Raw genomic sequence first — 14724 nt, 5'->3', positions numbered from 1 at the left:
ACGCACGTCGGTGCCCGCTTCGACAGACGACGATTTACGTGTTCGACCGTGAAGGAACGGCCGAGATTACACTTCTCTGGCACTATACGCCGCGAATACTGGTTCAAATCCAAACGGCCTTATGCGTGTGCCACACTACGACACGGGTAATGGCAGTACGAGTCGGCATCCTCGGTGCAACCGGCGCAGTCGGACAGCGATTCATCCAGCTCCTCGAAGACCACCCGACGTTCGAACTCGCGGCGCTGACCGCGAGCGAGTCGAGCGCGGGCAAGCGATACGACGAGGCCGCGAAGTGGCGCGTCAACACCCCCATCCCGGACGACGTGGCCGCGATGGAAGTCGGCAGCACCGACCCCGCGGACGTGCCCGACGACATCGACCTCCTGTTTTCGTCGCTCCCGTCGTCGGTCGCCGCCGAGGTCGAACCCGAGTTCCTCGAGGCGGGCTACGTCGTCTCGTCGAACTCCTCGAACGACCGCATGGCCCCCGACGTGCCGCTCACGATTCCGGAGATCAATCCGGGGCACCTCGACCTCATCGAGGTCCAGCGCGACGAGCGCGGCTGGGACGGCGCGCTCGTGAAGAACCCGAACTGCTCGACCATCACGATGGTCCCGACGCTCGCCGCGCTCGACCAGTTCGGCCTCGAACGCGTCGACGTCACGACCCTGCAGGCGGTCTCCGGCGCGGGCTACGACGGCGTCACCTCGATGGAGATCATCGACAACGCCATCCCGCACATCGGCGGCGAAGAAGAGAAGATGGAGACGGAGTCCCGCAAGCTTCTGGGCTCGTTCGACGGCGCGGAGGTCGCGCTCCACGGCGCGGAGGTCAACGCCTCGTGTAACCGCATCCCGACGCTCGACGGCCACCTCGAGAGCGTCTTCGCCGACCTCGCCGACGACGCCTCCCCCGAGGACGTCGCGGCCGCGATGCGCGAGTACCCCGGCGTCGACCTCCCGAGCGCGCCCGAACAGCTCATCCACGTCTTCGAGGACAACTTCCGCCCGCAACCCCGCCTCGACCGCGAGCGCGGCGACGGCATGCAGATTTCCGCCGGCGGCATCCAGGCGACTGAACGCGGCGTGAAGTACAACTGCCTCGCGCACAACACGATTCGCGGCGCGGCCGGTGCGTCCGTCCTCAACGGCGAACTCCTCGCCCAAGAGGGCTGGATTTAGGCTATATCCACCCGTCGGCGTCGCTCCCGGACTCGCCTTCGGCGTCGCCGACCTTCTCTTCGTCTCGCCACTCGTCGGCGAGTCGACCGTATCGAAGCACGTCGACGTGGTCGCCGTCGACGAATCCCTGTTCCCGGTGGACGCCCTCGCGTTCGAAGCCGGCCTTCTCCAGCACGCGGGTCGACGCCGGGTTCGTCTCGTAGGCGTTCGCGTACAGTTTGTTGAGTCGGCGCTCGCCGAAGGCGTAGCCGCAGAGCGTCCGCAGCGCGTCTGTCGCGTAGCCGTTGCCCCAGTGGTCGGGCGCGACGAGATAGCCGACCTCGGCCGCGCCGGTGACGACGTTCGGCGGTTTGAGCCCGATAGTCCCGACCGGGTCGCCGTTGACCACGACCACGAAGTTGATGTCGTCGCCGTCGCCGCGCGACTCGACCCACTCGCGCTCTGTCGCCCGCGTCACCGGGTCGGCGGCGGCGATTCCCCGCCGAACCCGCGGGTCGTTGACCGTCTCGTGGAGGAACTCGACGTGCTCCGACTCGACGGTTCTGAGTTCGACGCGGTCGCCTTCGAGAAACGCGGCTCCGCACATATCCCGTCCGTCGTCGCGGTCGCACTTCAACGTGGGCGTGCGGAGCACGCGGTATCTGTCGGCGAGCCCCACGGAACCGGTTCGATTCGTCCAGAGTTAGACACCGTTTTCACGCCGCGTCGACAGAGCGTGTCACATGTCTCGACGCGGTCTCGAAACGGGACTCTCCGCCGGTCTGCTCGTCGCCGCACTCGGCGGCATCGCGTGGGCGACCGGCGAGCCGTTCGTCTTTCCGAGCCTCGGCCCCACGGCGTTCGTCCTCGCCTTCCGCCGTCGCGGCGGGCGCTCCCGCTCGTCTCGCATCGTCGGCGGCCACGCCGTCGGCGCCGTCGTCGGCTTCGCGGCCTACGCGCTCGTCGCCCCCGGCGTGACGCTCGACCCGTCGCTCTCGGCCGCGTCGACGGACACGCTGCGCCTCGTCACGAGCGGGGCGGTCTCGGTCGCTGCGACGAGTTGGGGAATGGTGGAACTCGACGCGGTCCACCCGCCGGCCTGCGCGACGACGCTCATCGTCTCGCTCGGCCTGCTCTCGACGCCGCAGTCGGTCGCGACTATCGTCGCGAGCGTGGTCGTTCTCGTGGGGGTCCACCGGGCGACGGGCGCGCTGTTCGCTGAGATGTACGGGGACAGTCCAACCGACGCGGGAACGCGGAGTTGAGGTCTGGGCCGGCCCTCGGAGGCCGCTCGGAGACCCATTGGAGGCCGCTCGGACGGTCGATTCTCGGTACCGCCGGCTCGAATCGATAGCCGAGAGAATAGATGGGGAGAAGGCGAATGATTCCGCTCGTCGCCCTGATGTGCCTCTGACAGCAGCAAACGTAATTCGTCATGGAGTAACTTATGATTTCTGTGAAACACGTTCGCACCGGCCGCGCTAGGGTCGCTCGCGTGCAAACGTGGCATATCCGGCATCGGTGAGCCTCCGCCCCGACTGACATTCCGCGACAAGAGACACCTACGACGACAGGTATATGTGCCATGGTCTCAATTGACACGCTGTATCGCTATGAAGCCGTGCCACAGCTGTCAGGCGGTTATCGACGAGTACATCCTGGACAAAAAGCTCGAAGTGCTGCGCGACCTCACGGTTGACGACTTCAACCTCTGTGCTGACTGCACGACAGTCGTCGCCGATGCGTGCGTGGAATGCGGCGGTGGCGTCTATGTCCCGCGGGGCGAAACGACGGTCCCCGACTACTGTCCGGCGTGCCGCGCGGACCTCATCCGGCGCACGGGGAGCGACCCCGGCTGGACCTGCGATGCCGTCTCGACCTGAGTAGCGGTTCCCGGCCGTTTTTTGGTGGTTGTTGCAGGGTGTGACGAACAGTCACACCGTGTTTGTCCCAGAGTCACCACGAGATTTTTGTCCGCCGCCGAGAAAAATGTTGTATGGCTGAAAAGAGTGTGGTCGAGTTCGTCGAGGAGTGGCAACGCGGCGCGTTTCTCCTGCTCGGTTCGGCGCTCGTGGGAGGCGTCTCCGCGGTGTTCGTCGGGTCGCGGACTGGCGGAACGATGGGGTTGTTGGCGTTCTTCCTCGGCTCGGTGCTGGCGTTTCTGGCGTTTTCGTATCTGTTCTACGGGGAGTGAGGTTCTTGTGGACTGCTGGCAGAACAAGTTAACTAGAACAACGTCCACGTCGGTCGAGTCTAGGCCATGAGTTTACATTAGGTCGAAAGAATCCGCACAGCGAGCTGGGTCCGCTACACAAGAAATCACGAAAGAGGTCTGGCGGCTGGTGAGTAGAGTTTTCACACACGTTGTATATATGTTCATTTAGATCTCATGTCCTGGTTTAAGGAATTATTCAAATCAGGTATGTCACTAGCTGGGCGGGTATTGTTCTCTGTTGGTCTGGTTAGTCTCTTATTTGTTCAACTATCTGGAGTTATTCAAAGTCACCCAATATACACCCCGCTTGCTCCGTATGACTGGCCCGCCTTAGGTATCGTTGCGGGTGGGTTCCTCATTCTATTCAGTACACTCATTCGCGATGGGCCCCGGCGAGTTGGGCAAGACAACGTCCGAGTTGTCCCAACAGTAGATTCCGATCAAGAACTCTCAACTCTTCTCGAAGAAGCTCAAACTGTAGTTGGTCATCAGGTCAGTTCAATCCAGAATTTGCGAACAGACGCGATTCAGTTGATCAAGTTGAACCTACTGTTAGCCAGTATTCTCATTTCGGCCATTGCTATTGGTATCGACTCTGACTCTTGCGTCACCGCAGTTTCTTTTGTAAACGTGTTCACGAAGGTAGGGAGTGGACTACTGACGTTTTCAATCTTCTCGGCAACGTACCTGTATGTAACCGTGGAGTATACTGGCGGTATCTCTGGTGACACGCTTGACCAGATATTCACTTCCCAAGAGCACTCACAGGTTTTTGTGGAAAATTGGCTTCTGAGTGGATACGAAGAGTGGATACGGGGAAATTCGGTCGTCCAGCGGGACGGTGCGATTCTGATTGGTCTTTCCACTCTGCTGACTATCTCTGCGTTAGTTATGTTCGGAAACGGGTTCCTCGCAGCAGTAGAGTGTTCTATTTAGCTAGTTTCGGCTCTGTTTAAATCCTTCAGCGTTGACATTGGAGAGAGCGCTCTTTCTGGCTAGTTTCCGTGGATCACAGTGAAAACTGGTCTCTCAACAAATCGCAAGACGGCAAGAGGATTTCAACAGAGCCCTAGTTTCAGCTCTGACTTAGTCGTGCGTGACTGTAATCCCCCGAGAATGTGAGACAGTTCTTGAGTACCGGATCAAACTGAACACAGGCGCACTCGATTCTTGCACCGCGAGGCGAGCAGAGCGAGCCCTCGCGGGGAGTTTTTGGTCCACCGTGAGACGCGAGGCGTCTCACGAGCATTCGTTCGCTGTCGCTCACGAGGACAGCTTTTTGCGAGGAGACTGTCGCTCTGTGAGCGACAGTCGACGACGTAAAACGGTGGTACGGGGTCGCTGAGAGTCGAACGTCGGAAGACGGTCCCGCTCGCTTCGCTCGCGGGCTGCGACTTCCGGGCTCGACGCTCAGCTCCGTGCATACGTCACCCGACGCGCGGGTCTCGCCGGAGTCCTGACGGACTCACGGCTCGTCGTGTTGCGTCGGCAAAAGTATGGGACCGCTGAGAGTCGAACTCAGGTCCTACCGACCCCATCGGCAGAGGATACCACTACCCCACGGTCCCGGGGTGCATTCAAAGCGATGCGTGTCTCGCGGTTAAGCCCTTCGTTTCGTCGCGGCGACGCGAAGAGCTGGCGTGCCACGGTATCGCACCGTCGTCGTGCGGTTCGAACGGTGCCAAGAAACCGATTCCGCCCCACGAGTACGCTTTTGCCGCCTCGGAAGTAATGACAACGCATGTTCACGTCCCTCCAGAGCGTCCCGCTCGGACTCCTCCCGTTCGTCGCGATGCTCCTCGTCCTCCTCGCGGTGGGCGTCGCAGGCCTCCGGTGGTGGTCGATTCGCCGCGGTTCCGAGTCCGAACCGTCGGCGGAGCGCCCCGAGGAGTCCCACGGCTACCCGCTGGCGTCGTGGCGCTACGTCTACGACCTCGACAAGTCGGACGCGAAACGAGAGGTCGCGTCGGTCAACGAGCAGGCGGAGACGCTCGCGGACGCGGAGAAAAAGCGCCGGAGAAAGTAGCGCGAAGCGGCCTCACACTAACACGGCTTCCAGCGAGACGACCTCGCCGGCGTCGGCGTCCGCGTCGCCGACGAGTTCGCCCAGACAGACGGCCGAACCGTCGTCGGTGTAACAGGCGACGAGGTCGCCGCGGGAGGCGTCGGCGTCGACGTCGAAGACGCCGGGCGCGTAGACGGGCGCGCCGTTGGCGACCTCGCGGGCCGCGCTGTTGGCCACGGTGACCGATGGGAGGTGCGACAGCGCCCGCTCGGCGGGCGAGACCACGTCGCGGAGCCACGACTCGTCGCCCTCCTCGGCGAACGCGAGGGCGTCCGTGAGGTCGTGGAGCGTGGCGAGGTCCGCGTCGTCGAAGGGGTCGGTCGCGGTCCGGCGGAGGTGACCCATGTGGCCGCCGGTACCGAGCGCGAGTCCGAGGTCGTGACACAGTTTCCGGATGTACGTGCCCGACTCGCACCGGATGCGCAACAGCGCCTGTCTGTCTTTCACTTCGAGGAGGTCGAGGTCGTACACCTCGCGGACGCGGAGGCGGCGCGAGACGGCGGACTTCCGCGGGGGCTTCTGGTAGAGCTTCGATTCGAACTCGGCGACGGTCGAGTCGATGTCGGCCGGCGCGGGCCCGTGGAGTTCGAGCACGGAAACGTACTCCTTCGAGCCTTCGAGGAACACCTGCGCCATGCGGGTCGCGTCGCCGAGGAGCGTGGGGAGACAGCCGGTCACCTTCGGGTCGAGCGTTCCCGAGTGAGCGGCGCGGTCGACGTCGGCCATGTCGCGGACCCAGCCGGTGACTTGGTGGGCCGACGGCCCCGGCGGCTTGTCGAGGTTGACGACGCCGAACGAGAGCAGGTCGTCGACGCTCCGGTGTTCGGGCGGGTCTCGGAGCATGGTCAGAAGTCGTAACGGACGCCGTCGACCGGGTACTTGCCCTCGTCGGCTTCGGGGTCGTAGGAGTCGACCGCGGCGATGCAGACGGCCGTCACCTCGTCGGGCCCCCAGCGGGCGGTGTTGAGCGCGATATCGTAGATAGAGAGGTCAGTGATGTCGATGTCGTAGTAGGCGTCGTACCGCTTGGCCTCGCTCGCCTCGCGGGTCGTCGTCTCCTCGCGGGCGATGTCGGGCGCTTTGTCCTCGCGGTCGGCGATGCGCTCGGCGCGAACGTCGACGGGGGCGTCGAGCCAAAAGCGGAGGTCTGCGGCGTCCCCGGCGAGCCAGCCGGCGAGGCGAGATTCGAGGAGCACGTCGTCGCGGTCGAGGGCGATGTCGCGGAGGCGGCGGTCGAGGTCGCGGTCGATTTGATCGTCCTCCTCGGCGAGTTTGTTGAACTCGACGGCGGTCATGTCGCGCTCGGCGGCGAGCTCGCGGAAGATGTCCCCGCCGCTTATGTGTTCGAGGTCGAACGCCTCGGCGAGCGCGGCGGCGGTCGTGCTTTTCCCGCTGCCCGGTGGTCCGGAGACGGTCAGTAACATATCCATGCTGCGTGCGGTCGGCTAAAAGGTGTTATCGTTGCCGACGGCCCCTGCGGAGGCTTCTCACGGGGGTGAGTGGGAGAGAACCGAGGGTGGTGAGACGCGGAAACGGAGAGAGAGACGGAGTCGTTTCGAGTCGCTCGGGTCGGCTTACGACGCCGACGGCGACATGTCGATGTTCAGGCTCTTGCGGATGATCTGGGTGAAGCCCATCGAGCAGAGGAAGTACCAGACAATCCACGCCTGCATCGGCCCGATGACACCCTGCTTCCACTCGACGGACCCGACGAGCGGGAGCACGATGTTATCGGTGACGATGTGCGGGTCGGAGCCCCCGCCGACGCCGATGGCCCAGTACATCCAGAGGAACACCGGGATGGTGAGGAACATGATCCAGACCATCGGGCGGAACTGCTCTTTGAACATGCCCATCTGGTCGCCCATCGCCTCCATCTGCTCTTCTTGAATCTTCTCGAGCGCCGCGTCGTCGCCGCGCTCCTTGGCGTCCTTCTGTCGCTGTTGGATGTCCTTCATCCGCTCTTGATACATGCCCATCTTCTCCATGTCCATGAGGTTCGCCTGCAGGAGCGTGGAGTAGAGGCCGGTCGCGAGCGCGAGGACCATCACGACGGCGTAGAACGGGAGCATGTCGGCCAGCGGGCCGAGCGCCACGTCCATCACGCCGCCGATGACGTTCCGGACCTCGGAGACGGAGTAGCCGAGGAACAGGCCGACCGTGACGACGGCCGCGCCCTTGTCGTACTTCGACCACGAGGAGTCGCCGGTGTCGGTATCGACCGACGAGGACGACGACGAGCCGCCGGAGTCGGACGTGTCGTCTTCGAGGCCGGCGCGGGTCTCCGCCGCGTCGGCGAGCCGGAACCCCTCGTCGCCGTCGACGAGGATGCCTTTCTCGATGAGGCGACCCCACTGGCCGCTCGTGAGCTCGTCGCGAACGTCGGCCCACTCGACTTCTCCGTCGTCCGCCCGTTCGATGACGGTTTCGACGGCGGCGCGCATGTCGGCGTCGGAGCCGACGAGGTCGCGCACCCGAGATTCGATTCGTGCCATTACCGGCCCTTTAGCAACCGGCTGTTATCAAGGTTTTACTCTGGAGACGAGAGCGGGCGCGCCGGCGACAGCGCCGGCGCTCCGAGTATAGTCGGTGAAAAACGTCGTTCCGAGTGCGCGCTTACGCGTCGTCGACGACGACCTGAACGTCCTCGAAGACCTCGTCGGGGGTCTGTTCGCCGTCGACCTCGACGAGGACGCCCTCGTCGCGGTAGTGTTCGATGACCGGCTCGGTGTTCTCCTTGAACACCGACAGGCGCTCGCGGACCGTCTCTTCGGTGTCATCGTCGCGCTGGACCAGTTCGCCGCCGCAGTCGTCGCAGACGCCCTCCGCTTCGGGCTGGTTGAACTTCACGTGGAAGTTCGTGCCGCAGTCGTCGCAGACGCGACGGCCGGTGAGGCGCTCGACGAGCTCGGACTCGGCGACCTTCAGGTAGATGACCGCGTCGAGGTCGGTGATCTCGGTGAGGTACTCCGCCTGCGAGAGGTTCCGCGGGTAGCCGTCGAGGACGTAGCCGTCGGCGTCTTCCAGCGCGGCCTCGACGATTTCGTTGACGACCGCGTCGGGGACGAGTTCGCCCTTCTCCATGAACGAACGGGGCGTCCCGTACTCGGTCTCCATGTCCTTGTTCGCGCGCAGCGCGTCGCCAGTGGTGACGTGTTCGACGCCGTAGGTCTCGGCGAGTCGCTTCGACTGTGTGCCCTTACCTGCGCCCGGCGCTCCGAGCAGGAGGATGCGCTTTGCCATATCTGACTCCATCCGGCGAGACCATATAGTGTTGAAGATACGTACTGAGTTCTGCGACGGCGGCGGTCAGAGGAACGAGACAATATTGCTCCTTGTTCGTCGTTCTACAGCTCTCACGGCCGTCCCACCGCGGTGTTCGCGGGTTTTGTTGCCGGTTTCACAGACGGAAGCGACACGTTCAACGGCGCGGCCCTCGTGGCACCGACAGATGCGCGATTCGTCCCTCATGCGCGACGCGTTCGGCGCGGCCACCGTCGAGCGCGCGTACGGTCTGTGGTGTACGCTCGAACGCGGCTGGCGCGCGACCGCCCTCGGGCTCGTCGTCGTGACCGTCCTCGCGACGCTCGGGCCGTGAGCGCCGGGGAGAGCTCGGACGCCGGCATCGGCCGGCTCGCGCGACTCGCACCGGGCGTCGGCATCCTCGTCGTCCTCGCGGGGGCGGCGGCGCTCGTCGCCGGCTTCGTCCCCGGCGTCAACGCGCTCCTGCTCGGCGTGCTCTTCGGGGCCGTCGTCGCCAACACGGTCGGCGTTCCCGACTGGGCGCGCCCCGGCGTCGACACGCAGAAGCTCCTCCTCGAAACGGGTATCGTCCTGCTCGGCGCTCGCATCGCAATCGACGAACTCGTCGCCTCCGGGCCGGTGCTCGTCGCGCTCGTCGTCGTCACCGTCGCCGCCGGCGTCCTCCTCGTCGAGGCCGTCGCCGGCCGCGTGTTCGGCCTCGCCGACAAGACCGGGTCGCTCCTCGCGGCCGGCGCGAGCGTCTGCGGCGTCTCCGCGGCCACCGCCATCGCCGGCACCATCGACGCCGACGGCGAGTCCCTCACCCACGTCGTCGCCGCGGTCCTCCTGTTCGACGCGCTCACCCTCGCGGTGTTCCCCATCGCCGGCGACCTGCTTCCGCTGTCCGGCCGTCAGTTCGGCATCTGGGCCGGCCTGAGCATGTTCAGCACCGGCCCCGTCACCGCGGCCGGCTTCGCCCACTCCGAGGTCGCCGGTCGCTGGGCGACCGTGACCAAACTCGCGCGAAACTCCATGCTCGGCTTCGTCGCCGTCGCCTACGCGGTTCGCTACGCCGGCCGGGCCGAGGAGGCAGCCACCGGTCTGCGCGCCGTCTTCGACGGCGTTCCCCGGTTCCTCGTCGGCTTCGTCGCCGTCGCCGCCGTCGCCAACCTCGGCCTCCTCTCGGAGGCGACGCTCGCGACCGTCGGCACCGCCAGCGACGCCCTGTTCGCGCTCGCGTTCGTCGGTCTCGGCCTCGACGTTCGGCTCGACGCGATGCGACAGACGGGCGCGGCTCCGCTCGCCGTCCTCGGACTGCAACTGCTCACCATCAGCGCGCTCGCGCTCGCCGCGGTTCTCGCGCTGTTCTGACGCGCTGACGGCCGTTCGGGTCGCTCCGCGGTCCGGGACTCACCGCCCCGACGCGGGCCGTTTTTGTACCGCGCGCGTGTAGCAAGTCGCATGACCCGATTCGAGGCCGACACCGCGCGCGAGCGCCGAAAGCTCTTCGCCGACGCCGTGTCGGCGCACCGCGACCGCGGCAGCGCCTTTCTCACCATCGAGGCCGAACGCCTCGCCGACGTCGACGGCGAGGGGCCCGGCCCGTGGATTCAGTTCGCCGACCAGACGTTCAACATGGACGTGACCGACGAGGAACTCGACCGGCTCAAGGGGCTGCTCGCGGAGTTCCCCGAGTTCCGAATCGACCAACTGGAGAGCCCCGAGGAGGCCGAGGGGACGAACGTCCGCATCACCGCCCGCTCGGACGCGAACCGCCTCGCCGGCTTCGCAGACCGCGTCTTTCAGGCGGTCTACGGCCGCGACGAGGCGTACCGGGCGTGGGTCACCGCCGTCTGAGCGGGCGGGTTCCCTCCGCGTTCGATTCGATTCGACGCTGTGCCCCGGTTTGCGAACTTCTAAATCTATTGCCGCACAACCTCCGCGCATGAATTCCCGACGGTCACGTTGTGAAGTGGGCTCGCTCGCCCCGGCACAATCCCGTTCCGCCGGGTGGAATCGCCTCCCTTACTCCACTCTCGCAGGTCCGACACATGACTGAACACGTCGAGTCGCTGTTCTCTCGCCCGCTGCTCCCGCTCGCGAACGCGGACGACGCCGATACCACCTGTGCCACCGCGTTCCCGCGCATCGCGGCGGCCGATGGTCGGGCCTCCGTCGTCCACGTCATCGAGAAGGCGGGCGGCGCGCCGGACAAAGCCGGCGTCGAACAGCGCGAGGAGGTCGCGGACGAACTGTTCGACATCGCCCGCCGCGCCGCGGACGACGCCGGCATCGAACTTCAGACCGACCTCCGGTTCGCGACCGACGTCGGCGACGCCATTCTCGAAGCGGCTCGCGAGGCCGACGCGACGGCCATCGTCTTCACCCCGCGCGGCGGCCGCTCGTGGTGGGACCTCTTTTCGGGCGCGGTCCGCGAGGAGTTGATTCGGCACAGCGACCGTCCCGTGGTCGTGCTGCCGGCGGACGACGCCGACGAAGACGGTGAAACATGACGGACGAGGAACTCGCCAAAGACCTCGGCCCGCTCGCGGCGTTGACTATCGGTATCGGGACGATGATCGGCGCGGGCATCTTCGTGCTTCCGGGGGCCGCGGTCCAACAGGCCGGGCCGCTCGCGGCCGCCGCGTTCGTCCTCGGCGGCGTCATCGCGCTCTTGACCGCCATGTCCGCCAGCGAACTGGGCACCGCGATGCCGAAATCCGGCGGCGCGTACTACTACATCAACCACGCCCTCGGGCCGCTGTTCGGCAGCGTCGCCGGGTGGGGCAACTGGATGGGGCTCGCGTTCGCCTCCGCGTTCTACATGACCGGGTTCGGTCAGTACGTGGTGACGTTCCTCCCCATTCCGAGCCTCGTCCTCGGCGGTATCACGGTTTCCGGCGTGAAACTCGTCGCCCTCGCGGGCGGTCTCCTCTTCGTGTTCATCAACTACGTCGGCGCGAAGGAGACGGGGAAGCTACAGAACGCCATCGTGCTCATCTTGTTGGCCATCCTCGCCGTGTTCACGGTCTTCGGACTGCTGAACGCGGACCTCGCAAAACTCCGACCGTTCGTCCCGCCGGACAAGGGCGTGTCGCCGCTCCTCCCCGTGACCGGCCTCATTTTCGTCTCGTACCTCGGATTCGTCCAGATCACCTCCGTCGCGGAGGAGATCAAGAACCCCGGGAAGAACCTCCCGCGGGCCGTCCTCGGCAGCGTCGTCATCGTGACGGTGGTGTACGCGCTCGTCCTCCTGACCGTGCTGGCCGCGGTGGACAACAGCCTCGTCGCCGGAAACGACACCGCCGTCGTCGACGTCGCCCGGCTCCTCATCGGTCCGGTCGGCGCGGGTGCGATGCTGTTCGGCGGCCTCCTCGCGACCGCCTCGTCCGCGAACGCCTCGATTCTCGCCTCCTCGCGCATCAACTTCGCCATGGGGCGCGACCGCATCGTCTCCGAGGAACTCAACGAGATTCACCCCCGGTTCGGCACGCCGTACCGCTCTATCGCCATCACCGGCGGGTTCATCCTCCTGTTCATCCTGCTGGCCGACGTCAACACCCTCGCGAACGCCGGGAGCGTCCTCCACCTCATCATCTACGGGCTGCTCAACGTTGCGCTCATCGTGATGCGCGTGTCCGACCCCGAGGATTACCAGCCGGACTACCGGGTTCCGCTGTACCCCATCACCCCCATCCTCGGGGCGATTACGTCGTTCGCCCTCATCGCCTTCTTCGCCAACAACATCGTCCTCCTCGCTGCCGGGTTCGTGGTGTTCGCCATGCTGTGGTACGCCGCCTACGCCCGCACCAGGGCGACGAAACAGGGCATCCTCGGGAAGTACCTGCTCCAGCAGTCGGAACAGCTCCCGGATGCCGCAGTCTCGGCCGCCACGTCGGTCCAGCCCGACGGCGGCTATCGCGTCATGGTCCCCCTCTCGAACCCCGAAAGCGAGCGCGACCTCATCTCGCTGGCCGGGGCCGTCACCAAGGCCAACGACGGGACGCTCGTCGGCGTCCACATCGTGAAGGTGCCCGACCAGACCGCGCTCGAATCGGCCCGCGAGGAGTACGACTTCGCCGAGGCCGACCGCCTGCTCGAACAGGCCCGCGTCGACGCCGACGAACTCGGCGTGGACATCGAGACCCACACGGTCCTCTCTCACCGGTCGTTCGAGGAGGTCTTCGACGCGGCGGAGACCTACAGCGCCGACCTCGTCGTCATGGGCTGGGGCCCCGACAGCCACGGGTCGCCCGGCCGCGCCGAGAGCGCGTTCGAGGAGATAACGCACGCGCTCCCCTACGACGTGTTGGTGCTGAAGGACCGCGGGTTCGACCCCTCGCACGTGCTCGTGCCGACCGCCGGCGGTCCGGACTCCGACCTCTCGGCGTCTATCGCCTCGGTCCTGCGCGAGTTCTGCGACGCGGAGATAGAGCTTCTCCACGTCGCCGACGACAGGGAAGCGGGTGAGCAGTTCCTCCGCGAGTGGGCCGACGAGCGCGGTCTCGGCGACGCCACGCTCACCGTCGAGACCGGCGACGTCGAGAGGGCTATCGAGTCGCACGCGACCGACGCGTCGCTGCTCGTCGTCGGCGCGACGGAACGCGGCCTCCTCTCGCGGCTCGTCCGCGGCACCGTCGTCATGGACGTCGTCGACGACGTGGAGTGTTCGGTCCTCCTGGCCGAGCGGAGTCGCTCGCGGAGCATCAGGGAGCGCCTGTTCGGGTAGTCCGAAGGGCGCCGCGGAACCGACCCGTTTTCTCGCCGCCGATGGCCTCTCGCGTCGCCGCGGCACATTTGTCCTTCGCCGCCGTAGCGGGGGGTATGGCGAAGCAATCGGGGCTGTCGCGCGACGACGCGGAGCTGTCCGTCGAGGCGACGAGCCGCCGCATCGACGCGGGTGAGGTCACGCTCCACGCGGTCGAAGCCGGACCGGAAGACGGCGAACTCGTCGTCCTCCTCCACGGCTTTCCGGAGTGTTGGTACGCGTGGGCGGACTACCTCCGCCCGTTGACCGAAGCGGGCTACCGGGTCGTCGCGCTCGACCAGCGCGGCTACAACCTGAGCGACCGCCCCTCGGGCGTCGAGTGGTACAGCATCGACGAACTCGCCGGTGACGTGGTCGGCGTCGCGGACGCGCTCGGCCACGAGAAGGCCCACGTCGTCGGTCACGACTGGGGCGGCGCGGTGGCGTGGTGGACCGCGCTCCACCACCGCGACCGGGTGCGTTCTCTCACCGCGATGAACCTCCCGCACCCGGTAGTGCTCTCCCGCCACCTCAGACGCGACCCGGCCCAGCAGCTCCGGAGCTGGTACGTCCTGTTCTTCCAACTGCCGAAGCTCCCCGAGCTCGTCGCCCCCGTCGGCGACTGGGCCGTCTTGGAGCGGACGATGACCGGCACCGCGCTTCCCGGCACGTTCTCGGCGACCGACCTCGACTGCTATCGCGCCGCGTGGTCGGTCTCCGGAGCCTACGGCTCGATGGTCGACTGGTACCGGGCGGTCGCCCGCGAGCGCCCGCGACCCCGCGTCGAGACGGTCGAGCCCCCGACGCTCGTCGTCTGGGGGACCCGGGACCGGTTCCTCCGGCCGAAGATGGCGCGCGAGAGCCTCGCGTTCTGCGAGGACGGCCACCTCAAGACGTTCGACGAGGCGACCCACTGGGTCCACCACGAGGAGCCGGTGGCCGTCGCCCGCGCGCTCGTCGAACACCTCGACGACGCGTGGCGAACGCCGAACAACACCCCCGACGAGGCGGGCCATCGCCCGGTCTGAGCTCCGCCGGCGATTTTGATTAATGAGCAGTATTTGCCGGTTGCTCGTTGAAGCTATATAGGTCCATCGAGGGAACTTAGCGAGGTTCTTGTACGTCCGGCGTGCACGTTGAATCGACGCGGGAGCAGTCCGGTGGTGGGACTTTCCATGCCCCTTCGAACCGTCTCCGCGTCTCTTCATGAGCAGGGACGGGGGACCGTCCCACCTTTCGACCGGCGAGCGACTGCGCCCACGACCGGGCCTCGAACCCCACCGGGCCGGAC

Annotated in this window: 16 protein-coding genes and 1 tRNA gene; 11 read left to right on the top strand and 6 right to left on the bottom strand. The window is 66.0% G+C overall.

Going from position 1 to position 14724, the window contains the following annotated elements:
- The first annotated feature begins 149 nt into the window (after positions 1 to 149).
- The gene (asd, locus tag C5C07_RS11295) at positions 150 to 1184 is read left to right on the top strand and encodes an aspartate-semialdehyde dehydrogenase (protein ID WP_004975076.1); all 1035 of its coding nucleotides are present in this window, start codon (positions 150 to 152) and stop codon (positions 1182 to 1184) included.
- A gap of 1 nt (position 1185) precedes the next feature.
- Here the strand turns inward: asd and C5C07_RS11290 are convergent, their stop codons facing one another.
- Positions 1186 to 1770 (bottom strand): GNAT family N-acetyltransferase, encoded by a 585-nt coding sequence (locus C5C07_RS11290; RefSeq protein WP_049905096.1) that lies wholly within the window; start codon positions 1768 to 1770, stop codon positions 1186 to 1188.
- Positions 1771 to 1906: 136 nt separating this feature from the next.
- On the opposite strand from C5C07_RS11290, the gene C5C07_RS11285 reads away from it, so the two are divergent.
- From C5C07_RS11285 to C5C07_RS11275, 3 genes are all read left to right on the top strand, one after another.
- Complete coding sequence (locus C5C07_RS11285; RefSeq protein WP_115805084.1) at positions 1907 to 2428, top strand: HPP family protein; 522 nt, start codon at positions 1907 to 1909, stop codon at positions 2426 to 2428.
- Positions 2429 to 2776: 348 nt separating this feature from the next.
- On the top strand, positions 2777 to 3046 hold the full coding sequence (locus C5C07_RS11280) for a hypothetical protein (RefSeq protein ID WP_004042445.1): 270 nt from the start codon (positions 2777 to 2779) through the stop codon (positions 3044 to 3046).
- Positions 3047 to 3159: 113 nt separating this feature from the next.
- Positions 3160 to 3357, top strand: a complete 198-nt coding sequence (locus tag C5C07_RS11275; protein ID WP_115805083.1) for a hypothetical protein — start codon at positions 3160 to 3162, stop codon at positions 3355 to 3357.
- Positions 3358 to 4875: 1518 nt separating this feature from the next.
- Here the strand turns inward: C5C07_RS11275 and C5C07_RS11265 are convergent.
- Positions 4876 to 4946: transfer RNA gene (locus C5C07_RS11265), tRNA-Pro, on the bottom strand.
- Between the two features lie 173 nt (positions 4947 to 5119).
- On the opposite strand from C5C07_RS11265, the gene C5C07_RS11260 reads away from it, so the two are divergent.
- The gene (locus tag C5C07_RS11260; RefSeq protein WP_050459648.1) at positions 5120 to 5404 is read left to right on the top strand and encodes a hypothetical protein; all 285 of its coding nucleotides are present in this window, start codon (positions 5120 to 5122) and stop codon (positions 5402 to 5404) included.
- Between the two features lie 12 nt (positions 5405 to 5416).
- On the opposite strand, the gene C5C07_RS11255 is transcribed toward C5C07_RS11260, so the two are convergent.
- The 4 genes from C5C07_RS11255 to C5C07_RS11240 form a co-directional block, all read right to left on the bottom strand.
- On the bottom strand, positions 5417 to 6286 hold the full coding sequence (locus C5C07_RS11255; protein ID WP_050459649.1) for an RNA-guided pseudouridylation complex pseudouridine synthase subunit Cbf5: 870 nt from the start codon (positions 6284 to 6286) through the stop codon (positions 5417 to 5419).
- Between the two features lie 2 nt (positions 6287 to 6288).
- Positions 6289 to 6867: a (d)CMP kinase gene (gene cmk / locus C5C07_RS11250; protein WP_050459938.1), complete on the bottom strand. Its 579-nt coding sequence runs from the start codon at positions 6865 to 6867 to the stop codon at positions 6289 to 6291.
- Positions 6868 to 7017: 150 nt separating this feature from the next.
- On the bottom strand, positions 7018 to 7938 hold the full coding sequence (locus C5C07_RS11245; protein WP_004975060.1) for a DUF106 domain-containing protein: 921 nt from the start codon (positions 7936 to 7938) through the stop codon (positions 7018 to 7020).
- Between the two features lie 121 nt (positions 7939 to 8059).
- Positions 8060 to 8686 (bottom strand): adenylate kinase, encoded by a 627-nt coding sequence (locus tag C5C07_RS11240; RefSeq protein ID WP_115805081.1) that lies wholly within the window; start codon positions 8684 to 8686, stop codon positions 8060 to 8062.
- 208 nt (positions 8687 to 8894) lie between these two features.
- Here C5C07_RS11240 and C5C07_RS21300 point away from each other — a divergent pair, with 208 nt between their 5' ends.
- The 6 genes from C5C07_RS21300 (at position 8895) to C5C07_RS11215 (ending at position 14461) form a co-directional block, all read left to right on the top strand.
- Positions 8895 to 9041 carry a hypothetical protein gene (locus tag C5C07_RS21300; RefSeq protein ID WP_156037881.1) on the top strand — a complete coding sequence of 49 codons (147 nt, stop codon included), beginning with the start codon at positions 8895 to 8897 and terminating at the stop codon, positions 9039 to 9041.
- Positions 9038 to 10057, top strand: a complete 1020-nt coding sequence (locus C5C07_RS11235; RefSeq protein ID WP_115805080.1) for a YeiH family protein — start codon at positions 9038 to 9040, stop codon at positions 10055 to 10057. Before C5C07_RS21300 ends, C5C07_RS11235 begins: the two co-directional genes overlap by 4 nt.
- Positions 10058 to 10147: 90 nt before the next feature.
- Positions 10148 to 10543, top strand: coding sequence for a hypothetical protein (locus C5C07_RS11230; RefSeq protein WP_050459652.1), 396 nt, complete (start codon positions 10148 to 10150; stop codon positions 10541 to 10543).
- Between the two features lie 194 nt (positions 10544 to 10737).
- On the top strand, positions 10738 to 11199 hold the full coding sequence (locus C5C07_RS11225) for a universal stress protein (protein WP_004975045.1): 462 nt from the start codon (positions 10738 to 10740) through the stop codon (positions 11197 to 11199).
- Entirely contained in the window at positions 11196 to 13415 is a 2220-nt protein-coding gene (locus tag C5C07_RS11220; protein WP_115805079.1) for an amino acid permease, read from the top strand. Before C5C07_RS11225 ends, C5C07_RS11220 begins: the two co-directional genes overlap by 4 nt.
- A gap of 95 nt (positions 13416 to 13510) precedes the next feature.
- On the top strand, positions 13511 to 14461 hold the full coding sequence (locus tag C5C07_RS11215; protein ID WP_115805078.1) for an alpha/beta fold hydrolase: 951 nt from the start codon (positions 13511 to 13513) through the stop codon (positions 14459 to 14461).
- Positions 14462 to 14724: the final 263 nt, after the last annotated feature.

The sequence above is a fragment of the Haloferax sp. Atlit-4N genome (genome assembly GCF_003383025.1).
GTDB lineage: Archaea > Halobacteriota > Halobacteria > Halobacteriales > Haloferacaceae > Haloferax > Haloferax gibbonsii.
The sequence above is the reverse complement of the archived record's forward strand: the minus strand, read 5'-3'. Positions and strand labels throughout refer to the sequence as shown.